The sequence below is a fragment of the Mycoavidus sp. HKI genome, from assembly GCF_020023735.2.
Taxonomy (GTDB): domain Bacteria; phylum Pseudomonadota; class Gammaproteobacteria; order Burkholderiales; family Burkholderiaceae; genus Mycoavidus.
The window spans coordinates 1,385,661-1,410,465 of record NZ_CP076444.2; the positions used below are offsets into that span (position 1 = coordinate 1,385,661).

General features: G+C 50.4%; 21 protein-coding genes and 1 pseudogene. 3 read left to right on the top strand and 19 right to left on the bottom strand.

The window, feature by feature from the left end; genetic code table 11:
• Positions 1-199 precede the first annotated feature (199 nt).
• From pssA to KMZ15_RS05510, 5 genes are all read right to left on the bottom strand, one after another.
• A complete protein-coding gene (gene pssA / locus KMZ15_RS05490) occupies positions 200-1,084 on the bottom strand; it encodes a CDP-diacylglycerol--serine O-phosphatidyltransferase (RefSeq protein ID WP_223691417.1) in 885 nt (294 codons plus the stop codon).
• Between the two features lie 121 nt (positions 1,085-1,205).
• The gene (locus tag KMZ15_RS05495) at positions 1,206-1,850 is read right to left on the bottom strand and encodes a phosphatidylserine decarboxylase (RefSeq protein ID WP_223691419.1); all 645 of its coding nucleotides are present in this window, start codon (positions 1,848-1,850) and stop codon (positions 1,206-1,208) included.
• Between the two features lie 9 nt (positions 1,851-1,859).
• The gene (gene ilvC, locus KMZ15_RS05500; RefSeq protein ID WP_223691421.1) at positions 1,860-2,876 is read right to left on the bottom strand and encodes a ketol-acid reductoisomerase; all 1,017 of its coding nucleotides are present in this window, start codon (positions 2,874-2,876) and stop codon (positions 1,860-1,862) included.
• A 29-nt stretch (positions 2,877-2,905) separates the two neighbouring features.
• The gene (ilvN, locus tag KMZ15_RS05505; protein WP_223691428.1) at positions 2,906-3,397 is read right to left on the bottom strand and encodes an acetolactate synthase small subunit; all 492 of its coding nucleotides are present in this window, start codon (positions 3,395-3,397) and stop codon (positions 2,906-2,908) included.
• A gap of 8 nt (positions 3,398-3,405) precedes the next feature.
• A complete protein-coding gene (locus KMZ15_RS05510) occupies positions 3,406-5,193 on the bottom strand; it encodes an acetolactate synthase 3 catalytic subunit (protein ID WP_223691429.1) in 1,788 nt (595 codons plus the stop codon).
• 440 nt (positions 5,194-5,633) lie between these two features.
• On the opposite strand from KMZ15_RS05510, the gene KMZ15_RS05515 reads away from it, so the two are divergent.
• Positions 5,634-6,362, top strand: a complete 729-nt coding sequence (locus tag KMZ15_RS05515) for a TetR/AcrR family transcriptional regulator (protein ID WP_223694721.1) — start codon at positions 5,634-5,636, stop codon at positions 6,360-6,362.
• Here the strand turns inward: KMZ15_RS05515 and KMZ15_RS05520 are convergent.
• The 4 genes from KMZ15_RS05520 to hemC all read right to left on the bottom strand — a co-directional run bounded on the left by KMZ15_RS05520 (position 6,359) and on the right by hemC (position 10,590).
• Positions 6,359-7,591, bottom strand: a complete 1,233-nt coding sequence (locus tag KMZ15_RS05520) for a heme biosynthesis HemY N-terminal domain-containing protein (RefSeq protein WP_223691430.1) — start codon at positions 7,589-7,591, stop codon at positions 6,359-6,361. The two genes, KMZ15_RS05515 and KMZ15_RS05520, sit on opposite strands and share 4 nt — an antisense overlap.
• A 3-nt stretch (positions 7,592-7,594) precedes the next feature.
• Entirely contained in the window at positions 7,595-8,701 is a 1,107-nt protein-coding gene (locus KMZ15_RS05525) for a uroporphyrinogen-III C-methyltransferase (protein WP_223691431.1), read from the bottom strand.
• 18 nt (positions 8,702-8,719) lie between these two features.
• Positions 8,720-9,541 carry a uroporphyrinogen-III synthase gene (locus KMZ15_RS05530; RefSeq protein ID WP_258134736.1) on the bottom strand — a complete coding sequence of 274 codons (822 nt, stop codon included), beginning with the start codon at positions 9,539-9,541 and terminating at the stop codon, positions 8,720-8,722.
• 65 nt (positions 9,542-9,606) lie between these two features.
• Positions 9,607-10,590: a hydroxymethylbilane synthase gene (hemC, locus tag KMZ15_RS05535; RefSeq protein ID WP_223691434.1), complete on the bottom strand. Its 984-nt coding sequence runs from the start codon at positions 10,588-10,590 to the stop codon at positions 9,607-9,609.
• A 197-nt stretch (positions 10,591-10,787) separates the two neighbouring features.
• Here hemC and argH point away from each other — a divergent pair, with 197 nt between their 5' ends.
• The gene (gene argH, locus KMZ15_RS05540) at positions 10,788-12,194 is read left to right on the top strand and encodes an argininosuccinate lyase (protein ID WP_223691436.1); all 1,407 of its coding nucleotides are present in this window, start codon (positions 10,788-10,790) and stop codon (positions 12,192-12,194) included.
• A 141-nt stretch (positions 12,195-12,335) separates the two neighbouring features.
• Here argH and KMZ15_RS05545 read toward each other — a convergent pair whose 3' ends face one another.
• The 9 genes from KMZ15_RS05545 to apbC form a co-directional block, all read right to left on the bottom strand.
• Entirely contained in the window at positions 12,336-14,609 is a 2,274-nt protein-coding gene (locus tag KMZ15_RS05545; protein ID WP_223691438.1) for an arginine/lysine/ornithine decarboxylase, read from the bottom strand.
• Positions 14,610-14,733: 124 nt separating this feature from the next.
• The gene (gene dcd / locus KMZ15_RS05550) at positions 14,734-15,303 is read right to left on the bottom strand and encodes a dCTP deaminase (protein ID WP_223691440.1); all 570 of its coding nucleotides are present in this window, start codon (positions 15,301-15,303) and stop codon (positions 14,734-14,736) included.
• 211 nt (positions 15,304-15,514) lie between these two features.
• The gene (locus KMZ15_RS05555; protein ID WP_223691442.1) at positions 15,515-17,311 is read right to left on the bottom strand and encodes an ABC transporter ATP-binding protein; all 1,797 of its coding nucleotides are present in this window, start codon (positions 17,309-17,311) and stop codon (positions 15,515-15,517) included.
• 3 nt (positions 17,312-17,314) lie between these two features.
• Positions 17,315-19,063, bottom strand: a complete 1,749-nt coding sequence (locus tag KMZ15_RS05560; RefSeq protein WP_223691444.1) for an asparagine synthase C-terminal domain-containing protein — start codon at positions 19,061-19,063, stop codon at positions 17,315-17,317.
• The gene (locus tag KMZ15_RS05565) at positions 18,984-19,781 is read right to left on the bottom strand and encodes a lasso peptide biosynthesis B2 protein (RefSeq protein WP_258134737.1); all 798 of its coding nucleotides are present in this window, start codon (positions 19,779-19,781) and stop codon (positions 18,984-18,986) included. The genes KMZ15_RS05560 and KMZ15_RS05565 overlap by 80 nt, the downstream gene beginning before the upstream one ends.
• A gap of 115 nt (positions 19,782-19,896) precedes the next feature.
• Positions 19,897-20,031, bottom strand: a complete 135-nt coding sequence (locus KMZ15_RS05570) for a burhizin family lasso peptide (RefSeq protein WP_223691449.1) — start codon at positions 20,029-20,031, stop codon at positions 19,897-19,899.
• A 100-nt stretch (positions 20,032-20,131) separates the two neighbouring features.
• The gene (locus KMZ15_RS05575) at positions 20,132-20,266 is read right to left on the bottom strand and encodes a burhizin family lasso peptide (RefSeq protein ID WP_223691451.1); all 135 of its coding nucleotides are present in this window, start codon (positions 20,264-20,266) and stop codon (positions 20,132-20,134) included.
• 196 nt (positions 20,267-20,462) lie between these two features.
• On the bottom strand, positions 20,463-20,996 hold the full coding sequence (locus KMZ15_RS05580) for a superoxide dismutase family protein (protein ID WP_223691454.1): 534 nt from the start codon (positions 20,994-20,996) through the stop codon (positions 20,463-20,465).
• Positions 20,997-21,127: 131 nt separating this feature from the next.
• The gene (apbC, locus tag KMZ15_RS05585; RefSeq protein ID WP_223691456.1) at positions 21,128-22,216 is read right to left on the bottom strand and encodes an iron-sulfur cluster carrier protein ApbC; all 1,089 of its coding nucleotides are present in this window, start codon (positions 22,214-22,216) and stop codon (positions 21,128-21,130) included.
• 375 nt (positions 22,217-22,591) lie between these two features.
• Between apbC and KMZ15_RS05590 the strand changes: the two are divergent.
• Positions 22,592-23,230: pseudogene (locus tag KMZ15_RS05590) on the top strand (OmpA family protein); the annotation flags it as partial.
• 63 nt (positions 23,231-23,293) lie between these two features.
• Here KMZ15_RS05590 and KMZ15_RS05595 read toward each other — a convergent pair.
• Positions 23,294-24,616, bottom strand: a complete 1,323-nt coding sequence (locus KMZ15_RS05595) for an IS5 family transposase (RefSeq protein WP_223691461.1) — start codon at positions 24,614-24,616, stop codon at positions 23,294-23,296.
• Positions 24,617-24,805: the final 189 nt, after the last annotated feature.

Here is a 24,805-nt window from a genome sequence, read left to right on the forward strand (position 1 = left end):
TCAAAGCGGACAAAGTGATCAAATTAGGTTCAGTAGCCTAACTATTTCTATGCACTGCACTCACTAAGTACACTCAATAACCTGACTATCTTTGTCAAGTATAAATAACCTAGGAATTTAGTCAAGTATAGGAGGGCTTTTATTCGCTCGTTCTGTAAAAGAACCGGCAAAAAGCCAAAATTAAGCCGAGCCTAACAGCTCACTCTGTATCACTCTTTTCTGAAGGTTGCCGGTCTTTGGTGCTTGGATTGAACTTACCACGCAGCATACGAATTACCCAGAAGACATAGCCTGAAAGCCCATACAGAACAAATAAGCCAAACAACATAATTGGTGGGTCGGACGACACCAGCACAAAAGCCAGCACCACCAACAAAATCACCCCAAATGGCACGCGATATCGGATATCCAGGGTTTTGCCGCTGTAAAACGGCGCATTTGAGACCATTGTGATGCCGGCATAAAGCGTCAACGTAAAAGCCACCCAAGGCAGCCAACTGAGCTTCATCGGAATCCGGTTATCAATCACCAGCCAGACAAAACCCGCAATCAAGGCAGCCGCGGCGGGGCTTGGTAAACCTTGGAAAAAACGGCTGTCGATTTTATTCAGGTTGGTATTAAAGCGCGCTAAGCGTAATGCCGAGCCCGCACAATAGACAAAGGCCGCGAGCCAACCCCAACGCCCTAAATCCTTTAAGGCCCATTCATACATGACTAACGCAGGCGCCACGCCAAATGACACCATATCGGATATGCTGTCATATTGCTCACCAAAGGCACTTTGCGTTTTTGTCATACGCGCCACCCGGCCATCCATCCCATCGAGCACCATAGCTGCAAAAATCGCAATCGCAGCCATTTCAAATTGCTGATTCATCGCCTGCACAATGGCAAAAAATCCACAAAAAAGCGCCGCCGTGGTAAATGCATTCGGTAACAAATAGATGCCCCGTTTGCGTAAGCGCCTTTGACGCTCAACCCTTAGCGTATCTTCATTATCAACCTCACCTTCGGCTTGACGGCGAAGCGAGCGCGGCAAAAACGTACCGTTTTGACGTACGCGGCGCAGCTTGGAAGCAGACATTCAAATTCCTTTAAAAAAGCGCAGCTGATCTAACATTTCAGGTTATGCGATACCTTTGGGCCAGGGACTTGGGGCGTGCCACAAGTCCCTAGGTTAGGTAGGGGACGCTTGGTCGATTTCTTCAAGACTCAAATTCAGCCAGAATAGTCGAAGTAGCAAACACTTTCTCACCAATCGCAACTTTTGGGCGGCTGCCAAGCGGCAGATACACATCAACCCGCGAGCCAAAGCGGATAAAACCGTAACGTTGACCGCGCTTAACAGACTCATTCGTCGTCACATAGCACAGGATCCGGCGCGCCACGAGTCCGGCGACCTGAACCGCAGTCACGGTTTGTCCTGCCTCTGTTTCGATCACCAACGCATTACGCTCATTCTCAAGCGAGGATTTATCCAGCGCTGCATTGAAAAATGCCCCAGGAAAATAAGCCGCTCTTTTAACCACGCCATCGACCGGCGAGCGCTGCGAATGGGCATTGAAAACATTCATAAATACACTAATCATCAATGCTTCACGCTCAGCGTAGGGGTCGCGGCAAGTTTGCACCGCCACCACGCGGCCATCAGCTGGACTGAGCACAGCATTAGCTTGGCTTGGAATCGGGCGGGGCGGATCGCGGAAAAATTGCACCACAAATACGGTCAGCAGCCAAAATGGCCAAGACCACGCAAAACCGGCAAAGATTTGCACGACGAGCGTCAAAACCGCGATAAATAACAAAAAAGGCCAGCCTTCGCGGGCAATAATTGGGTGAGGATAGTTCATATATGTCGTTTAATTTTTTGATTGGTCAACCAGCTTATTTTTCGTAATCCAAGGCATCATTGAGCGTAATTTGCCACCCACTTGCTCAATTTGATGCTCAGCATTTAAACGCCGCCGCGAAATCAGCGTAGGCGCGCCTGTCAGATGCTCAGTGATAAAGCTTTTTGCATATTCGCCACTCTGAATATCTTGCAGCACTTTGCGCATCTCATCTTTGGTTTTTTCAGTCACAATGCGGGGGCCGGTAACATATTCGCCATATTCCGCATTATTCGAGATCGAATAATTCATATTCGCAATCCCGCCTTCATAGATCAAATCAACGATCAGCTTAAGTTCATGCAGACATTCAAAATAAGCCATTTCCGGAGCATAACCGGCTTCGACCAAAGTTTCAAAACCCGCCTTGATCAATTCAACCGTGCCGCCACATAAAACGGCCTGCTCACCGAATAGATCGGTTTCAGTTTCTTCACGGAAATTCGTTTCAATAATGCCTGCGCGCCCACCGCCATTGGCGACTGCATAGGACAATGCTAACTCACGCGCCAGTCCCGATTGATTCTGCGCCACCGCGATTAAATGAGGGACGCCGCCGCCTTGAGTATAAGTTGAGCGTACCGTATGGCCTGGCGCTTTAGGCGCAATCATAATCACATCTAGGTCAGCGCGCGGCACCACCTGCCCATAATGAATACTAAAACCATGCGCAAAGGCCAGGGCTGCGCCCGCTTTGATATTGGGCTCAACTTCGCGCCGATAAACGCTACCAATCTGCTCATCAGGCAGCAACATCATCACAATATCCGCGCCCTGTACGGCCGCGGCCACTTCTTTAACCATCAAGCCAGCCTGTTCAGCCTTATGCCAAGACGCGCCATCGCGGCGCAGACCAACCGTTACCTTAACCCCGCTATCGTTCAGGTTAAGCGCATGAGCATGGCCTTGCGAACCGTAGCCGATAATGGTTACGGTTTTACCTTTCACTAAAGAAAGATCTGCGTCTTTGTCATAATAAACTTTCATTCATATTTCCTTATAAAATTTCAAGCCATTTAAAGTTTGAGAATACGCTCGCCACGTCCAATGCCTGAAGCGCCGGTACGGACTGTTTCTAAAATCAAGCTGCGCTCAATGCTGTCGATAAAGGCATCAAGCTTGCCACTATCCCCAGTTAATTCAAGTGTGTAGGTTTTATCCGTTACGTCAATAATGCGGCCGCGGAAAATCTCAGCCATGCGCTTTATTTCCTCGCGCTCTTTGCCTACTGCCCTGACTTTGATCAGCATCAACTCACGCTCAAGATACGCGCCATCCGTCAAATCAATGACCTTCACGACCTCAATTAAGCGGTTGAGATGTTTCGTCATTTGTTCAACAATATCTTCCGAGCCAGCCGTCACTAAGGTCATGCGTGATAGCGAAGGATCTTCCGTTGGCGCTACCGTGAGCGTTTCGATATTGTATGCGCGCGCGGAAAAAAGCCCAACCACACGCGACAATGCACCGGGCTCGTTTTCTAGCAAAATAGAAATGATGTGCTTCATAACAAAAATTAAAGGTCTTCTGAGCCAAGCAACATTTCAGTAATGCCCTTACCTGCTTGCACCATCGGCCAAACATTCTCGGTAGGATCCGTCTGAAAATCTAAAAAGACCGTACGATCTTTTAGCCGCAATGCCTCTTTCAAAGCAGGCTCAACATCGACGGTTTTCTCAATCCGTATGCCAACATGACCATACGCTTCCGCCAGCTTAACAAAGTCAGGTAGGGCTTCCATATAAGAGTGCGCATAACGCTTACTATACTCAACTTGTTGCCACTGACGCACCATGCCCAAGTAGCGGTTATTCAGCGAAACAATTTTCACCGGCGTATTATGCTGTAAGCAGGTAGATAGCTCCTGAATGCACATTTGGATCGAACCTTCGCCGGTGATGCAAACCACATCATCGTCAGGATACGCCATCTTCACGCCCATCGCTGCCGGCAAGCCAAACCCCATCGTACCAAGACCGCCAGAGTTGATCCAGCGGCGTGGCTTATCAAAGCGGTAATATTGCGCCGCCCACATCTGATGCTGGCCTACATCTGAACAGACAAAGGCATTACCCTGGGTCAGTTGATACAGGGTTTCAATCACAAATTGCGGCTTAACGATCTCGCTTGTCCGATCATAGTTTAAGCAATCAATGCTGCGCCATTGCTCAATTTGCGCCCACCAAGCAGCCAGGGCTTCGCGTTTGACCGGCAAGCGCCCGGCCTGCAATTGCCCGAGCATATCTTGCAAAATTTCTTTGACATCGCCGACAATCGGAATATCCACTTTGACTCGCTTGGCAATCGATGAAGGATCGATATCAATATGGATAATCTGGCGGGGGGCTGACATAAAATGCGCTGGATCGCCAATCACTCGATCATCAAAGCGCGCCCCAATGGCAATCAGTACATCACAATGCTGCATCGCCATATTCGCTTCATAGGTGCCATGCATGCCAAGCATGCCGAGAAATTTTCGATCAGAAGCACGAAAGCCGCCTAGCCCCATCAAGGTATTGGTGACCGGATAACCGAGTAAATCAGCAAATTGATTAAGCTCAGCCGACGCATTGGCGAGAATAATGCCACCGCCGGCGTAAATATAGGGCCGTTGCGCAGACAGCAAAAGATTCAACGCTTTGCGGATTTGGCCAGCATGGCCCTTGGTAATGGGGTTATACGAGCGCAGCGTAAGGTTTTGCGGATACTCAAAACGGCACGGCATTTTTGAGATATCTTTTGGAATATCAATTAAAACCGGGCCAGGCCGTCCGCTTCTTGCAATATAAAAGGCTTTGCATATCGTCGTTGCCAACTCATGCACATCTTTAACCAAAAAATTGTGCTTCACGCATGGACGTGTAATGCCAACTGTATCGCATTCTTGAAATGCGTCTTGTCCAATCGCCGTGGTCGGTACCTGCCCGCAGAGAATCACCAGCGGCACTGAATCCATATAGGCCGTGGCAATGCCGGTCACGGCATTGGTCACACCGGGCCCTGAGGTGACCAGACAAACACCCACCTTACCGGTTGCGCGCGCATAGGCATCGGCTGCATGGACCGCGGCCTGTTCATGACGCACTAGAATATGCGCAATCTTATCTTGTTTATATAGCTCATCGTAAATATAGAGAACCGAGCCGCCGGGATAGCCCCAAATATATTTAACCTGCTCTTGCTCAAGCGAACGGATCAGCACAGTCGCGCCAATCGAGTCACCTAGAGTAGGCGCATTTGACTCAGACACTGGAGAATTGGCGGCAGAAGATTGCTCGTTACGTTGATTGATTACACTCATTTCTCACCATTTCCAATTTTTGGTAAAAATCGATCAGGTACTTTGCTCGGGGCCAGCTTATGGCTAGCCCAAGCAACTGAGGCTCTCTCATGTCTCAAGGGATGGTGCGGTGGCGTCAATGGCCAGTTTTCAACAGCCCTTTGAGATCCACAACACACAATTTTTTACAATAAGAGAGCACTTTTTACTTAGAACCCAGGACGATAGCTTGCTACTATGCGTCGGTCAAGCAGAAATTTACGCCTTGCTTGGTAGAGCAGATGAGCGCACACAATAATGGTTCTCATTACGCCCCTCAAAATCATTGAGGCTCGTTGTACAAGCACGACACAAGGCCCCGCCTAACTGTGCTTAAGCTCACTATAATGGCTTATAGTCCCGTAATAGATCCAAGCCGCTCTTCTTAGACTTATCTAAATTTAAAATAGGGATATAAAATGATAGACGCAAAACCACCTCGCCGCACGCGTGAGCGCATTCTTGAACTTTCTTTAAAACTTTTTAATGAAATTGGGGAGCCCAACGTCACGACAACCACCATTGCTGACGAAATGGAAATTAGTCCGGGCAACCTTTATTATCATTTTCGCAATAAAGATGACATTATCAACAGCATCTTTACACAGTTTGAACAAGAAATCGAGAAACGCCTGCGTTTTCCAGAAAATCATCGGACGACCATCGATGAAGTGTGGGCCTATCTACAATATATGACCAATTTTCTTTGGCGCTACCGGTTTCTGTACCGCGACCTGAATGACCTGCTGGCACGCAATCGCACACTTGAGACGCATTTCAAACAAATTATGGAACATAAGGTGCGCTTTGCGCGGGATTTATGCGAGTTGCTGGTCGCTGACGGCGAGATGGCAGCCACGCCGGCGGAGATCGAGACCATGTCAACCAATATGTGCGTGCTGGCGACTTATTGGCTGTCCTATCAATTTGTCATGAATCCGCGTAAATATAATGACCAAGCCGCGATTGGCGCAGAGCTAAATCAAGCAAGCCGGCATATTTTATCAGTCATCGCGCCTTATTTACGTGGCCGCTCACGCCAGCTCTTCGATGACCTGCTCAGCGGAAAAATTCCGCCGAAAGAATATGTTTCCCCTGCCAAAGCCGCGAGTCAACAAAATGAGAGTTCAATTTTGAAGACAGTTCATTAAGGAATATTAGGGTACCCCCCCATTTTCAATTCAAACACAAGCGCGCTGGCTCGATAGTGCTCGCTCGCCTGATCACGCTGACCCAGCTCTTCGTGCAAACGAGCCAGCGCCCGATGCGCTTCTGCGCGCAACATAACGCTATCCTCGCTGCGGCTGGCAAGGCGCAATGCTGTTTCCAGAAAAGCTTGCGCTTTGCCCCATAGTTTTTGCTGCTGGCACAACCCCCCCAGCGTAAACAGCAAATCAGGGTCGTCTGGGTGCTCAAGTTGCCATGCCTCTGCTCGTTGAATTAAAGGCAAAGGATCCTGGCCCGCGCATTGAATATAACGCCGTAACAAACACGCATCCCAATGCTCAGCAAGCACTTCCTCAATAATGCGCCGAGCCTCTTTATGCCGCTCTAAAGCAATCAGTAGCTGCGCCGCCAAATCCGCTGTGCGTGGCCTCTGTTGTTCCGAGAGAGGCAGGCTATGCCAACCCATAAGAAGCGCTTGTGCCTCATAACGGCATTCATGCAAAACGTGCTCTGCCGCCACCTGCTGCAAGCGCTGCCACGAACTGGCGAAGGGGTGCAACGCTTCATGCGCATTGAGGGCTTTGATCACCTGTAACACTTGTGGCCAATGCTTAAGCTGTTGGTGCGCACGTAGGGCAATGTGCTGAGCCGAGAAACGGCGCGCGCTTTGAGCTGGCATCTCACTGAGTGCTGCCAAAGCCCCTTCTGCATCATGCGCATCGATGCACATTTTAGCGCTGGACAACAGCCTAGCTTCTTGCCACTGACTTGCAGTGGCCTGCGCCAACCATTCATCGCGGCGGGCATATTCATGCAGTTGATGCGCAGCACGTGCGCCAATCAACGCTGCAGCATCTTTATTTTCCACACTCAGAGAGGCGGTACGAGCCGCTTTTTCCGCCCGGGTAAAGCGGCCAGCAAAAAGGTGACTCACCGCAGAGGACAGCGCATCACGCGCCTTAGCCGCACGTAAACGCATACGATATGCCGCTAAACGTGCGGGCATTTGGAATAAATGAGCCAGCAAACGGAGCAGTAGGTAGAATGCAATAAATGCGGCCACCAGCATCACGCCGAATAAATGGATCGACATATCGATGCGGTAAGGCGCCTGGATAATCAGCACTTGCCCCGTGCCCAAACTGCCCAGCACCGCAATCAAAACAGCTGCCGTAAATAAGAAAGCCAGCCATAAAAGCCCTCGGATTGCCATCGCTTAGCTCCCGCTTTTTTGTTGACGCACAGCTTGCAAGCTGGCCTCTAAACTTGGTAACGCCACGTCGGCAGAAGCTTGTTCAATCTGTTTGATTGACTCAAGCGCACTACTCGTATGCGCTGAGGCCGCATCGAAATAACGCGTCAGAGCAGCTGTCACCCCCTGCACATCCGCTTTTAACTGGACCGCATTACGCGCAAAAAGCGATAAACGTGCCGCTAACAGCCTTAGCTTTAAATTCTCACGTAAAAAATAACCTTGATCCGGCGCAACGAATAAAGTGTCAGCATGATCAAGCCGGCGCACTTGTACGAAACTCGCTAGCTGCTGCATCACGCCGGCCTTAAAACGCTGCCAGCCAATTTGCCACAGGGGCGGCTTGCGCTCAGTCGGACTCTCGCTATTCGCTGTTGGCACGGCTAACGGCACGGCCGCCTCGCCCGCCAGCGGCAACGTATCAACCAGCGCCAAGACCGCATCCAGTTTGAGCGCAAGTCCCATCAGGTCAATATGCGGCGTTGCTTTTAACGCTTCCAGGTCCCGCCCAAGCGCTTTACGCACCGCCAACGCTCGCGGTGAAGTGCTGGCGGCCAATTGCGTATCGGCATTGTGCAGTGTCACCAAAACCCGCTGAGCATTGCCGGTCAGCTGCAACTGCTCATTGGCAAACGCTAAGGTCTGCTCGACTTCAGCTAACATCCAATCATCCCGGCTTTGCGTCAATTTTTGCGAAAGACTCTCCAAGGCCTGCTGTCGAGTTTGAGTTTCGTCCAACTTGCCCGTCAACTGCACCAATTGCATTTGCACCTGGCCTAGCGTATCAAGTGCTTGCTGGCTCTTGATACCCGCTTCAATCAACGCGCGCTCATTGGTCTGTTGGCGCTCAATAAGTTGGGTATTTTCAGATTTAAATTTTTGGTGCAAGACGTAGCCGCCAGCAAGCCCGCCGGCCACCGTCAATAACCAGATCAACCAAAGCCAAAGCATGCCAGCCGCGCGTTGCGGCTTAGTTGCCGCAGGCGCAGAAAGAAATGGCTGCGCGCCGCTGGCTGGTTTTGCTGGAACTTTCGATGAAGCTTCTTGCGTCAGATTTTTATGATCAGTCATGCTTATACGCCTATAGCGCTAACTTGTGGAAAAAAGCAAAGCACGCGCAATCGATTCATCGCCCGCGTGACATTGCGTAATCGTAACAAAACCCGCCGCATCCGCACATTCGGCAATCCGTGCGTGCGGCACAATGATCGGGGAGCGCTTCAGCGCGCTTTGCTCAGCCTCACTTAAATGGGCTTGAGCTAAGCGCTCCAAGTTACGCACCCCTTGCGAACTCGTCAACAGCCAAGCATGCGGCTCACCCGCCAGCAATGCGCGTACGCGTGTCCATTGAGCTAGCGTAGGCACAGGCAGCGCGCGGCGGTAGGCGCTGACCACCTCAATCTGAGCGCCCTCTGCACGTAAGGTATCAGCCAGCCATTCACGGCCGCTGTCGCCGCGTACAATCAGCACGCTACGCCCGTTTAATGAGGCCAAGCCAAGCGTTTGATCGAGGGCTGCTGCCAGCGCCTCAGAGTCATATCGCACCGCTTGGTCTGCGCTCCGCTGAGCCGGTGCAATGACGCGCTGTAATGGCGCGGCAATGCCGTACTGCTTAAGCGCGCGGACACTGCCTGGCCCGACCACAGCGATGGGCACCATCGCTGGCCATTGTAGCGGCAAATGAGCCGAGGCAAATTCAATCGCCGCCGGCGACACAAAAATAACCAGTGCATATTGCTCCAGCACAGCAAATGCCTTAGCCAACAGCGTATGGTCATTCGTTGAGAAAATCTCGATCAGCGGAAACTCAAAGGCCTCCATGCCAGCTACCGCCAATGCCTGGAGCAGGCTAACAGATTGCCCTCGTGAGCCAGTAAGCACAGCGGTACGCGTCATAGCCTGCAGCGGCATACACATCATTGGATTAAACAATGGTAAAGCACGCTACGCCCACGCGCCATTAAAAAACTGCCCATCTATTCGCCATGCGCCGGGGCGGCAGGCGAACTCAGCGCTTGCACAATCTCATGCGCGCCCTGCCTACCTAATTCAGCGGCGACACTCTGCCCAAGCGCTACCGCCTGCGCCAGCGTACTTGGCGTTGCTTGACCTTGCGCGCACAGAACCCGCCCACCATCAGGCGTTGCCACCTTCGCCTCTAAATGCAACAGCTCCCCCTCCCATTGAGCAAAAGCCGCCAATGGCACGTCACAACTACCGCCAAGCGAGCAAGACACAGCCCGTTCAGCCTCAACTGCGAAGGCCGTGCGGTGATGATGCAACGGCGCAAGCCAAGCTTCGACATCAGCACGCTCTGCACAAATTTCAATCCCCAGTGCGCCTTGTCCAGCAGCCGGCAAACTCTCACTCGGCTCCAGCAACAGGCGAATACGTTCACTCAAATCAAGCCGGATTAAGCCCGCAGCCGCCACGATAATCGCCGCATATTCACCGGCATCCAATTTATTCAGGCGGGTATCCAAATTGCCACGCAACGGGTGCACTTTAAGGTGCGGATAGCGCGCGCGCACCATTGCCTCGCGGCGCAAACTCGAGGTGCCAACCACGCTACCCGCTGGCAATCCAGCCAGCGACTCGTAATAAGGAGAAACAAAAGCATCGCGCGGATCCGCTCGCTCCAAAATAGCCGCCAGCTTAAGCCCCTCTGGCAATAACATCGGCACATCCTTTAACGAATGCACCGCAAGGTGAGCCCGGCCATCGGCCAGTGCATATTCAAGCTCTTTAACAAAAAGGCTCTTGCCACCGACCTTCGAGAGGGCACGGTCGAGAATCCGATCACCGCGCGTTGTCATGCCCAGGATTTCAATCTTTGTCGCTGGATATAATTTTTGCAACGCATCGCTGACATATTGAGCTTGCCACAGGGCTAAACGGCTTTGTCGCGAAGCAATCACTAGCGTGCTAGGTGCTCGTAACGGAGTTGACTTAGAATGCATTGCAACACAGGTAAATTAAAAATGAATGGTAGCACGCACTCGCTGCCTTTTTGCAAAAGAGCCGCTTAACTTTGTTCAGTTCACTAAGCTTTACAAACTCTTTCTATATGGATGATAAGCCACGCAGGGCTTGTTATAATCTAAAAATCTTTGAACTGCATAGGCCAGGTGGCCTATCCCCTCTATTGGCGATCTCAATGACCTCTCAGCTTAATAAAAAAGGCGAAGCATGGTCGGCTCGTTTTTCCGAACCGTTATCCGAACTCGTCCAGCGCTACACTTCATCGGTTTTTTTTGATAAACGGCTTGCCTTCGTCGATATCGAAGCGTCACTCGCCCACGCCACGATGCTGGCGGAATGCGCCATCATCAGCCTGGACGACCTCAACCAGATCAAGCGTGGGATGGCGCAAATCCGAGACGAAATAGAAGGCGGTGAATTCAACTGGCAGCTTATTTTAGAAGATGTCCATTTAAATATTGAAGCGCGCCTCACTACACTGATTGGCGACGCGGGTAAACGCTTGCATACTGGCCGCTCGCGCAATGATCAAATCGCGACGGATATGCGGCTCTGGTTACGCGGTGAAATCGATCACATCCATACGCTGCTAATTGAGTTGCGGCGTGTTCTGATCGACCTTGCCCAACATCACGTGGCGACGATTTTGCCCGGTTTTACGCATTTGCAAGTGGCTCAGCCCGTCACCTTTGGCCACCATTTACTGGCTTATGTCGAAATGCTGGCGCGCGACAGCGAACGTTTACTGGATTGCCGCAAGCGCGTTAACCATCTGCCCTTAGGCGCTGCTGCTCTGGCCGGCACCAGTTACCCGATTGATCGGCAGCGGGTTGCCGACTTACTTGGCTTTGATAAGCTATGCGCCAATTCACTCGATGCCGTTTCCGATCGAGATTTTACGATTGAATTCACAGCCGCAGCCGCTCTGATTATGACTCACCTCTCGCGTTTCTCTGAAGAACTGGTGCTGTGGATGAGCCCGCGCGTGGGGTTTATTGATTTAGCTGACCGTTTTTGTACCGGCTCATCGATCATGCCGCAAAAGAAGAACCCAGATATCCCCGAGCTCGCCCGTGGCAAGACTGGTCGCGTCAACGGCAACCTGATAGCGTTATTGACCTTGGTTAAAGGGCAGCCGCTGGCCTATAACAAAGACAATCAAGAAGATAAAGAGCCCCTATTTGATACCGTTGATACCATAACCGATACCTTGCGAATCTTTGCAGATATGGTAAGCGGCATTGAGGTCAAACCCGCAGCCATGCGCGCAGCAGCATTACAAGGGTATGCGACGGCCACGGATTTAGCCGATTATTTGGTCAAGCGCGGCGTACCGTTTCGCGATGCGCATGAAGCCGTGGCGCATGCAGTACGCGTTTGCGTCGAACGCGATTGTAATCTGACCGATCTCACACTGGCTGAGTTACGCGGTATCCTGCCGGAGAATGCATCCTTAATCGAGCCAGAGGTGTTTAGCTATTTAACGCTCGAAGGCTCAGTCGCAAGCCGCCGGCATCCAGGTGGCACCGCACCGGAACAAGTCCAGTTGGCACTTAATGCCGCTCGTGAAGCGCTTAAGTAACGTCAGTGCAAGTTGCCGCTTGCAAAGCGCTAAGTAACATCAGTGCAGATTGCCGCTTGCAAAGCGCCTAAGTAACGTCAGTTCGGATAGTGTAACCTGACGTTACTTAAACTTAATTCAACACTCTATTTGATGCACAGGTCATGCGCTGCGCACACAATCGACAAAATATTCAGCGCGCCCATTCACGGTCTCTGCCACCAGACCGTGAATATCCGTATAAAAACCCGGAAAATGCTGGTTAAATTCACGCGCAAATTGTAAATAACGGACAATCGCACGATTGAAGCGCTCGCCTGGGATTAACAATGGAATGCCCGGCGGATAAGGCGTTAATAGTACGCTCGTGACGCGGCCTTCGAGTTCATTAATCGGCACCCGATCGATTTCGCGGTGCGCGAGTTTGGCAAACGCATCAGCCGGCTTCATCGCAGGCTCCATATTGGACAGATACATCTCAGTGGTCATCCGGGCCACATCGTTTGACTTATAGACCGTATGAATCTGTTGACACAAATCCTGCAAGCCGACTTTTTCATAGGCCGGATAGCTGGCCACAAACTCCGGCAAGATGCGCCATAGCGGCTGATTACTGTCGTAGTCATCCTTAAATTGCTGGAGTTCGGTCACCATACTATTCCAGCGGCCTTTCGTAATGCCAATGGTAAACATGATGAAAAAAGAATAGAGTCCGGTTTTTTCAACAATGATGCCATGCTCAGCAAGATAGCGCGTTACTATCGCAGCGGGGATACCCGTCTCGCCAAATTCTCCGTCTACATTAAGACCTGGCGTGATAATCGTCGCCTTGATCGGGTCCAACATATTAAAACCTTCGGCAAGCGCGCCAAAGCCATGCCAACGGTCATTCGGCGCCAGCATCCAATCTTCACGGTCCCCGATGCCTTCTTCAGCTAAAGCGCCTGGCCCCCAAACCTCAAACCACCAATCAGCCTCATAGTCAGCCCCCACTTTGCGCATGGCACGGCGAAAATCAAGCGCCTCGGCAATCGATTCCTCGACCAGCGCAGTGCCACCAGGCGGCTCCATCATTGCAGCCGCCACATCACACGAGGCGATAATCGCGTATTGCGGGCTGGTTGAGGTATGCATCAGATACGCTTCGTTAAAGCGATGCCGATCAAACGTAGAATGCTCCGAATCTTGCACCACAATCTGCGATGCTTGCGAAATACCCGCCAGTAATTTATGCGTTGAATGCGTCGCAAAAACCAGTGCACCGGTGCGTGCGCGGCCAGCGCCAATCGCATGCATATCCCGGTAAAAGGGGTGAAACTCGGCATGTGGCAACCAAGCTTCGTCAAAATGCAACGTGTCCAGCAGATCTCCAAGCAGCTCTTTAATCATTTCAACGTTGTACACCACCCCATCATAGGTGCTTTGCGTGATGGTCAAGATCCGCGGCCGCACGAGTGGATTTTGCTTGAGCACCTCACGTGCAAACGGGTTAGCTTCAATCTTGCGGCGAATGTTTTCTGGCTTAAATTCATCCCGTGGAATGGGGCCGATAATCCCATAGTGATTGCGTGTGGGCGTTAAAAACACGGGGATCGCACCGGTCATTGTAATCGCGTGCAAAATCGATTTATGGCAATTGCGGTCAACCAAAACAATATCATCAGGCGCCACGGTTGCATGCCAAACAATCTTGTTAGAAGTCGATGTGCCGTTGGTGACAAAGAACACATGATCGGCGTTAAAAATGCGCGCGGCATTATGTTCAGAGGCGGCCACTGGACCCGTATGATCAAGTAATTGGCCCAATTCATCGACAGCATTGCACACATCAGCACGCAGCATGTTCTCACCAAAAAACTGATGGAACATCTGACCAATCGGACTTTTTAAAAACGCGACGCCCCCCGAGTGTCCTGGGCAATGCCATGAATATGAACTATCCGCAGCATAGTGGGTCAACGCCCGAAAAAACGGCGGCGCCAGCGAATTAAGGTAGCTTTTCGCCTCACGTATAATATGGCGCGCCACAAACTCCGGCGTGTCTTCAAACATATGAATAAAGCCGTGCAACTCGCGCAAGATATCGTTTGGAATATGCCGCGAGGTGCGCGTCTCGCCATACAAAAAAATCGGCAGATCGGCATTACGCCGGCGCACCTCGGCGATGAAAGCACGCAAGGCAATCAAAGCGCCCATGATTTCGCCATTTTCATCGACACCGCTGGCGCTGATTTCATCGTCATCAATTGAAAGAATGAAACACGAGGCGCGACTTGACTGTTGCGCAAAGGATGTCAGATCACCGTAACTCGTTAAGCCAAGCACCTCCATGCCTGCGCCTTCAATTGCTTCAGCCAATGCACGAATACCAGAGCCCGAAATATTTTCGGAGCGAAAATCTTCATCGATAATAACGACGGGAAAACGAAATTTCATTAAAGAGGTTTCTCAAAGACGAGGGAGAGAATTTCAAAGCGTGGATACCGGGTAGGTCTGCCCAAGATAGCAAGCACGCAGCGTTTTACTCAAACTTCAGCGGCCAAAGCCGCACATTAAACGCTTAAGCTTTGGGCAAAGTCACGCCTCTTTGCCCTTGATATTTTCCGTCACGATCACGATATGAGACCTCACATACCTCGTCGCTCTCAAAAAATAATACCTGCGCCACGCCTTCATTAGCGTAAATCTTGGCGGGCAGCGGTGTCGTATTAGAAAACTCCAGCGTCACAAAACCTTCCCATTCTGGCTCAAACGGCGTCACATTAACGATAATGCCACAGCGCGCATAGGTCGATTTTCCTAGGCAAACCGTCAAGACACTGCGCGGAATCCGAAAATACTCAACCGTACGCGCCAGCGCAAACGAATTGGGCGGAATAATACAAACGTCTCCCCTAAAATCAACAAACGATTTTTCATCAAAATTTTTCGGATCGACGATCGTTGAATTGATATTGGTGAAGATTTTAAATTCGTCCGCACACCGGATATCGTAGCCATAGCTTGAGGTGCCATAGCTGACAATCTTTTGGCCATCTTCGCCGAGACGAACTTGGTTCGCTGAAAACGGCTCGATCATCTTATGCGTTTCGGCCATACGCCGAATCCATTTATCGGATTTAATTGTCATTCGATGTGCTGAGAAGAGAAGTAAAAGCGACTATTTTACTTGATTGAAGCAGCTTGGTGGGACCCGCTACACATTCGCCGGCCTGGCGCTGAATGTGGTGCCTCGCTGCCGGCACCACCGCTGGCTGACTGCGGCTTAGCTTAACGCAGGTCCACGCTATAAAACAATAGCATGATTGCGCTTAATGCTTGCGCTGCCACTACCTGCCACTTCAAAACGCGGCGCTGACTTGACGCTGTTCAAGCATAGGGGACCCAACCTGCTTATGCCAAAGGCTCGCATAAATGCCATTTTTCGCCAACAAACTACCATGCGTGCCTTGCTCAGCAATCGCGCCATCTTTTAACACTAGGATCAAATCCGCATGTTGAATGGCTGATAGCCGATGAGCGATGATAAGCCGGGTGGTTTGAAGATAACGTTCATGCAAATGCTTAAAAATCGTCGCTTCAGTTTGCCCATCAAGGGCGGCTGTTGGCTCGTCTAAAAGGAGTAAATGACTTTGCCTCAAAAGTGCGCGGGCCAGCGTGACACGCTGCCGTTCCCCGCCTGAGAGTTTGTTACCGCGCTCACCAATTTGAGTTTCGAGCCCAGCAGCTGCAGCCGCAATCACTGGCGTGAGCGCCGCTGTGCTGATGGCCCGCGTAAGCTCTGCCTCTGATGCATGCGGACAAGCAAAATTGATGTTTTCGCGTAACGACCGATCGAGCAAATGCGCGTCCTGAGTGGCATAACTGACCGACTGACGCAACTTTTGCTCAGAAAACGATTCGATCGGTCGACCATCAATCAAAATCGCTCCGCTATCCAATGAATACAAACGCAATAACAACTTCATCAAGGTCGACTTACCAGCGCCAGTCGGGCCGACAATCGCACAAAATGCACCGGCTGGAACGGTAAAGCTCGCATCTCGCAAAACGTATTTACTCGGAGCATGGCTAAAACTCGCCTGCTTAAATTGGATCGATGGCGCTCGCTCAAACAGCGCATCACTAGCAGACTTGAAATCCCAGCGGGTCTCCAATTTATCCAGCAGCTCTTCGAGATTGAACAAACCAAGCCGTGCTTCACGGATGGCATAACCAAAAGAACTCAATGGCAGGGTGAATTGCAAAAGGTAACCATTTAACAGCGCGAAGTCGCCCACGGTAAACCGCTGCGCAAAGATATCTCGGCACGCCATACTCGTCAGCGTAGCGAGCCCAATGCCAACAATCAGTAACTGCAGCACGCCGAAGATTTCCATTTTTCGAGCAAGCTGGACACTCGCTTGTTCTCGCGCCTTGTAAACTCGGTCAAGCTGTCTCAATTCGCCCGCTTCATTTGAAAAAGCTTTGACCGTATCGGCATGCGTGAGGGTATCAATCAGCACAGTTGAGGCACGGTCCGAAGCCAGATTTTTCTGACGCTGTAAGCCCGTATAATAGGAAATCGTTAGGGTCGTGGAATACAGATACGCCGATAAAAATCCGAGTAGGACAAAAGCATAAACCGCGCCAAACATAAAAAATACGACAATGCAAGCTAGGCTAATTTCAATGCAAAGTGGCGCAATATGCCAAAAAATCCCAATCAGAGCACGCATCACACTGTCTTGTGCGCGGCTTACCTCGCTCGCCGAAGCACCGCTTTGGTGGTCACTCAGCGCAGCAGCGGGACGGTTAAGGACTTGGCTAACATAATTGACCGTGATCGACCGTTTGATGCGCTCATTGATTGCCGTCACCAGATACTGCTCACCACGCCGCAACGCTTGTGAGAAAAACCACGCACAGCCATACGCTATACACAGCGCATAAGCGGTGATTGATGAAGTCGATAAATTAGAAAAATCGTCAATCAACAATTTAAGCAGCACTGGCGTCACCACGGCCAGACCAATTGAAAATCCGGTACATCCGGTAGCTGCAATCACTTGCCAGCGCGCATACCGCTCAGCGGTCCATAAGCAGCTAAACAGAAAACGAATCGCCTTAAAGGCTTTAGGCATTTTGACTAATTTCATTGGCTATTGCCATCCTTGAATAAAGAGTTCTGCGGCATAAAGATGAAGAATATCCATAAAATATTCGCTACGACCTTTGCAACTTTCCTGGATTGCGTGACGGGTTTTAATTGGGTCGATATACCCTTGCTTAACAAGAAAACCCTCAAGACAGTGCGCCATCACATGATCCTTATGTTGGCGTATGCCGAGCAAATCGATACCGGAGGTTTCACCTTTGTTACGCCGCCAGAGATGTGGATAGCCGGTTGCCTCGGAGACGGCTTGCCGCACGATAATCCGATTATGGGGACCATCAAAATGACGGTAGCTGGGTATCGACAGCGCATATTCGACCATTGGCTGGCAAAGAAATGGATAATGCGTACCCTTTTTGAATGGATACGCTGGCGTCCTGACATCATCAAGCGCCAAATAGGCGAGGAATAATTGGTATAACTTGCCAGGCAAGCGAGTCTTGGTTTTTTGCATAAACGGATGCAAATGAGAGCGGCCATCAAGGGGGGGTAATTGGGCCGCGTCAGAGATTAAGCCAAATGTGCCGCTCACGCCCTCGGAGGGGTCCGCAGCGAGTGCAGACTTGATAGCCTGCCACCCAATGTGCGCGAGCGATGTTCTACGGATCAACGCCAAATCCATCGCAATCCGAAACAACTGCCGCCAGCGCAACGTGAGCATGGCATCGGCCAGCACGCCAAAAGGCGGCGGTGCTAGAAAGAGCGAATCCCCGCCATGTCCGCTAATCAAAACACTATTTTCACGCTCTTCGAGCCGGCTCGCAAAATGCTGATTAAAGGCCAGCAAGCAATATCGGATATGCGGCTTGGCAACACGCGGCAGATCTTTGACCGGCGCAAACGATAAAACGTCAGTGTCGATTTCACCGAGCTGAGCACCGGCGCTTTGGGCGACGCGGCGGGCATGCTCAAGTTCGTTAGACGAGCCCACCGCCGAATTGTAATAATGAGCGCAAGCAATCCGCTGCTGAGCAGGCGCTACCGCGCGCAATGCCAATAAAACAGAGCTCGACTCTAAGCCGCCTGAAAGTTCTAATACCGGCCGCTCATCGTTTGGCATCTGCAAGCTCAGGTAGTTTTTCAAAATCTCATACGGATTTTGAGAGGCTAAGCCATCTGTCGCGCTCATCAGCGGATTCCAAACCGGCAACATTTCCGGCTTATGTCCATGCGTATAGAAAATAGCGCATCCTGGTGGCAGCTCCGAGACACCCTCAAATGGCAACTCGCCACTTTGCACTGAACCGGTTCGCAGCCAAGTGGTAAAAAACGAGGTATTCCATCCCGGGCGCTCGCCCCTCTCCTTGAGCGTCTGATGCAAGCAGGTCATGCTGTCTGAAAACAACAACCCGTGGCGCTCAGACCATGACCAATAGATTGCCCACTGGTTACTCGGATCGCAACAGCAAATGAATTTCTTGGCTACCTTATCAAAGCAGACAAATAAATACCGCCCCCAAAATTTAGCGGTTAATAAAGACGGGCCTTTTAAGGCAATCTCACGCAAGTCATTTTCATTAATTTCAGTATTGTCTTGCTTTGAAAAAGCTTGCCCATAAAAGCCATAGAAATACGCTTCGCTCTCACGATACAGAGTGCATGTAGTATGGCGCTCGTCTGCTTCCTGCCATAACGCACCGGCTATTTGGCCGGTTTTATCTTGAGTTAAAACCCAGTCCCGGTTTGGCGTTAAAAATTCCTGTGTTTGGGGATAAATGATGCCGAGAACGGTCATAGGGTAATTCCAAGAGCGGTGTTGGAAATTCAAGAATGACGGACAGCTCCTTTCTTCTCAGAGCACTGTCGCCAATGATCGCATGGTCAGTTTCCGACCACGCATGCGCATAAAATGGGAAAGATTGGACGCCAATTAGCAGCTTTGATGCCAGGCCGGCACGCGCACACACGAGCGTTAGCGCTGCAGACCACTCCAGGCATTTAGTGGGTTTTGGATAGAATAAACACGCCCAATTGAGTGCATTCACAAAAGGCGTGTATTCTTCTGTTTGCCCAAAACGCAAATCATTTTGCCCAATAGCTTGAGAACACAGTTGCAAGACGCCAGTGAGCCCCTGCTTTGTAGCGTGCTTGTGTACCGCTCTTAGGTCAAGCATCGCTCTTATAATCCAGCGCCAAGCAGGCCTATGCTCAAAAGCATTATCCGCCAGCTTCCACCCATTAGCAGACATCCCTCCTGTTTGCGGGGAAGGACTGACCGAATTTAATTTGGGATCGACTGCCGGAAAGGTTTGCTCTGTGACTAAATGGGCCTCAATTAATTTTTGCAAAATACTGGTATTGGAGGCAACATTCACTTCAAAAGAAGCCGAATCAAGGCCAAGATAAGGAGCGACTGCGGCTGACTGCCCATGAGATAAAACGACGTACCGATCACGGATCACGTCGAGCACAATAATTTGCCCTGAAAAACAAGCCCCAAAAATATTGGGCATCAAATGATGAGGCATCTATCTTTTTTATGTAATTGTTTTCCAAAAACGCCAGACAAAGCACCTAAGAGTAGATTAAGTGCTTGTGTCTGGCACCTCCCTTATGAGCCGATGATCCTTATAGGAACCGACCAACGCCAGCTTCTCTATATTGTCCTGAGCCACCCATGGTTGCTTCAGAAGCGCTAAATTGCGTTAACGCTTCATCATCTAATTGGATAGCTTGCGAATTGAGTTCTTGATTCTTAATCATGGTTTTCTCCCCATTTTTTCGTTGAAAGAATGCCAGGCAAGTCATTTATTTGCTTCTAGAATACTGGCCTGGCATTCGTTAGGCGACGATCAGTCGATCCTTATAGGAACCGACCAACGCCAGCTTCTCTATATTGTCCTGAGCCACCCATTGTCGATTCGGAAGCACAAAACTCGGTGAGAGCTTCGTCTTTCAATTGGGTATCTTGTGTGGTGGTTTTTTTGCTATCGGTCATGATTACTTCCTCATTCTAATAATGAAAAATAAACCGCCCCATACTGCAGACGGATGACATCTGCTGCACACGGATGGAATCATCACAAACGAGGATTACCTCTAAATTCCATCACGTGTTTTCGTACTATAGAAGGTTAAAAAAAATTATGCAATAAATTTTTTGAGTTTTTTTAACCAAAATAGACTACCTACACCTACCGTCGAATCACGCCACAAGCAAGCCGTGATTTTCCTACAGAAGTATCCTCATCATGCAGCACAACAACCGAGCGGCCGATCACTGAACGAATACCGTCCAATGTCAATTCAGTGACCACCACAAAACCCGTTGCGACACCATTTGTGTCCGCTTTAATATTGGGCATATTGCCTGCTGGGCGCGCGTTACCCGGTGTGCCACTCCAACTCAAGCGACTCGGGTCGAACACTTGACCAGTATTGCGTGCAGTGAATGCATCGCAGTGGCCCCGTTCATAAATTTGAAATCTGTAATCACTGTTTGGCGGTAAGTCCACGATATTGTAGGTGACCTGCATACCATCTGCACGCTCAACAAAATTAACCGTACCGCGTGCAGTACCCCCCACCACCGGCAGAAGTATCGCGTGCGCGCTCTTTTCACGCGGCCCGAATAAAGTCGAACATCCGGCATTCAGCACACTGAAAACACCCACTATCATCAGCATGATAAAAACCGGAGAAAGCACCTTGCCTGATTGGTTTTTCATGCAATCCTCTAATACTCGTACTGCGATAAAATGCGGTCTTTATGAAAAAAATTAGCCCCCCATCACGCTAACTCAAACATCATAATACTGCTTTCGAGGCAGAATATGGGAAAATTGTACTCGCTAAGACGCTAGGTATTTTGCACCACAATATCTGGAAACTTTGAGCGCATATCGCGCGCCTTACGCGCAATAGCAATGGCAACTTTGCGAGCAATTTCACGATAAATGCCTGCATTGTGACCTTGCGGCTGCGCCACCACAGTTGGACACCCCGCATCGGTGCGCTCACGAATACTGATATCAAGCGGCAAACTACCCACCAGTTCAACGCCGTATTGAGCGCACATTTGCGCTGCACCGCCCGCGCCAAAAATAGGCTCTGCATGCCCACATTGAGTACAAATATGCGTACTCATATTCTCCACAATGCCAAGAATTGGAATCCCCACTTTCTCGAACATTTTTAGCCCTCTTTTAGCGTCAAGTAAGGCAATATCTTGCGGCGTAGTCACAATCACCGCGCCAGTCACTGGCACCCGCTGCGCTAGCGTCAACTGGATATCCCCAGTACCCGGCGGCATGTCGATAACTAAATAGTCTAGTTCACGCCAGTTGGTTTGCTTTAGCAACTGATCAAATGCAGACGTGACCATTGGCCCCCGCCAAACCATTGGCGTATCCGTGCCAACCAAAAAACCAATCGAATTCACTTGAATGCCATAGCGCTCAAGCGGCTCCATCGATTTGCCGTCTTTTGATTCAGGCTTGCCCTCAAGGCCAAGCATCATCGGCTGGGATGGGCCATAGATATCGGCATCCAGCAGGCCAACGCTCGCTCCTTCGGCCGCCAGCGCCAGCGCTAGGTTAACGGCTGTGGTGCTTTTACCCACCCCACCTTTGCCAGATGCGACGGCAATGATATTTTTCACATTGGGGAGTAATTTAATACCGTGCTGAACCGCGTGTGCGGTAATTTGCTGCGAAATAGTGATGTCAACACTCTCCACCCCAGGCAAGGCAGAAAGCGCATGGGTAATGCGAGTATGCAGCGCCTCAAACTGACTTTGCGCCGGATAGTTGAGCACCACATCAACCGTCACGCAGCCTTTTTCGATCGCACTATGGTGAATGCTTTTTGTTGAGATCAGGTCCTCGCCCATATGCGGATCGATAATCTGAGCGAGTGCAGCTTGAATCTGAGCGTTATCAATACTCATAAAATTTCTATCTCATTCATTGTAACGGTAGCGGGCCTATTGGGCCGCAGGGTAAAACTACGCAGCACAAACCTGCCATAGCCCTATCCCTTAAGCTTAATAACAGCGGCTCGAAATCATTCATCATAACGCGAGATCAAGGCAAATTGGATAATTCAAACTGATACAAAGCATTCAGGTGATGCGCAATTCAGACAATGACCGAAGAAATATCAAAATATATTGCACAAAACGCTCGCTCTAGAGCAACCTTAATCTATTCACACTCAGACAGTAACTCAAACTGATGCTTGTGTGAAGGTCATCCTTACAGTTAGGGTTGCGCCAGTGGCGGCAACAAACTTTAGCGCCATAACTTAATCTCCGGAGTGTATTATGAACATTAACTCAAAAAAAATCGTCCAACCTTTGGCTTCTTGCCTACTCGTTAGCGCACTTTTGGCAGGTTGTGCAGCGCCTGCTGGGCAACAAAACAATGCCGCGCTAGGCACTGGCATCGGTGCTGCAACGGGCGCTGGCTTGGGCGCGCTAATTGGCAACTCGGAAGGCGCAATGATCGGCGGTGCAATCGGCGCCGTAGCGGGCGGTATGACGGCTTACAACTGGTCAGCTATTAAGCAACGCTTAGCAGGCGCCACACAAGGCACTGGCACGCAAATCACTGAACAACAAGACGGTTCGCTCAAAGTCAATATTCCGAGTTCAGTCTCTTTTGCAACGAATAGCTATCAAATCCGGCCAACATTTACGCCGGCTCTTGATGAGGTGGCGCGCACCTTAGTGCAAAATCCAGAGTTGGTCGCCCGGATCATTGGTCACACCGATAATACCGGCGCGGTCCCTTACAATATGACGCTCTCACAAAGCCGCTCACTAGCGGTGGTTAACTTTCTCGTCAGCCGCGGCGTTGCCTCTGGCCGGCTCTCCTCTGAAGGGCGCGGGCAAGCTCAACCCATTGCGGACAACCTCACACCGACTGGCCGCGCGCAAAACCGGCGGGTCGAAATTTTCTTGTACCCGCTGCAAGCAAAACCTATCCAGTCGGTCCTGAATAAATCGTTTTGCGTACTATGTGATCTAAAAACTCAAACCAACAGTAAAGGTATGACGGAATAAAACGGATAAAAGAAAGACGTAAAAAAGCCGAAGCTTTCTGAGGATCATACGTAAGTTATGCCCAGCACCACAGAGCACCGCGTGCATGGCATCGCCTAACGCGCCTTTGAGCCAATTTCGGTCTAGTTTCCCATCCGCTTTCATATGGCCAATAGTGGGCTCAATGGCACTGCGTCGTTTGATGACCGCGCGTAGCGTACGTGTGATACCCCGACGCATACCAGAGTGATAGATTTTTACGCCATCGATCTCAATGCCTTTGTAACCGCGATCAACGATCGCAACCTCTGGAGTCACATCACACAGGATCGCTGCTTGTTCTAGTGCTTCGGCCAGCGTATGACCGTCATAAGGATTTCCTGGCATTGAGCGTGCGCCAACCACCAACCCTTCCTGGTGAGTCGTCGTGATCGATACTTTCACACCGAACTCGTAAGGCTTACGCGCCTTGCCCTTGGCTATGCATTCCACTTCTGGGGCATGCAGAGCATAGAGTTTGTCTTTATCCTTGGGCCTTTGCGAAATGATTCGTTTTGTGCGGGATATCAACTCTCTCAATGCATCACGGCCTTGTACGGCCACTGACTCGATTTGTCTCTCAACGTCACGCATCACTCGCCCCACTCGCGAACGTAGTGTACCCAACGCCTTGTTCATTCGTTTGTACTGCTTCGCGTGCGCATAACGGCTGATCTGGGTTGATAGGCGAGGCGCAATTCGGTTGTAGTTTTGCCGTAACTTTAAACCGTATTGTGCCGCCACTTTCACCAGATGCTCTCGGCAACGCTCTAGCAATCGCGAATCGGTAGGATGCGATATCGCCTTCTCCATCACCGTGGTGTCAACGATCACTCGTTTTACGCTCGATGCTTTGATGACATCACTACGTTTGGCCGCTTCGATCGTCTCCGCTAATAGCTCTTCTACGCCCGCTTCACCAAGCCGATTACGCCAACGCGTTAGACTTGACGGGTCAATCGGTGCCTCAGTTTGAAGGTACGTTTCCCCTGTAAAAAATTGTTGGTAGGGGTTTTCCAGCCAACCCAACACCACCTCTTCATCAGACAAATTGAATGCGTATTGCAGATACAGTAAGCCGGCTATGAGCCGCGGCGAGGTCGCAGGTCGACCTCTGTTTGAGGTGAAGCTCTCACTCATCAACGCGCTAAGCTGATCCCAGTTGATTAAACCCGCCAGTCGCACCAACGGATGCTTCATATTGATCTGTTCGTTTAGCGGATGCCGGAATAAATCTCCTGTGCTCGCCGTTGCCTTTGGACCCATTCTTGCCTCATCACAAATTGCAGGATTTATTTTCTTAATATGCCATTTTCTTGCAATTTATGCCACCCTATCTCGACGCAAAACCTTTACCACAAAAGAACTTACGAATTATTCAGGACCGACTATCCAGTGAAATCAACAAAATTGCCAAAGAAATTGAGAGCTTAACGGGTAGTCTTCTGACAAACC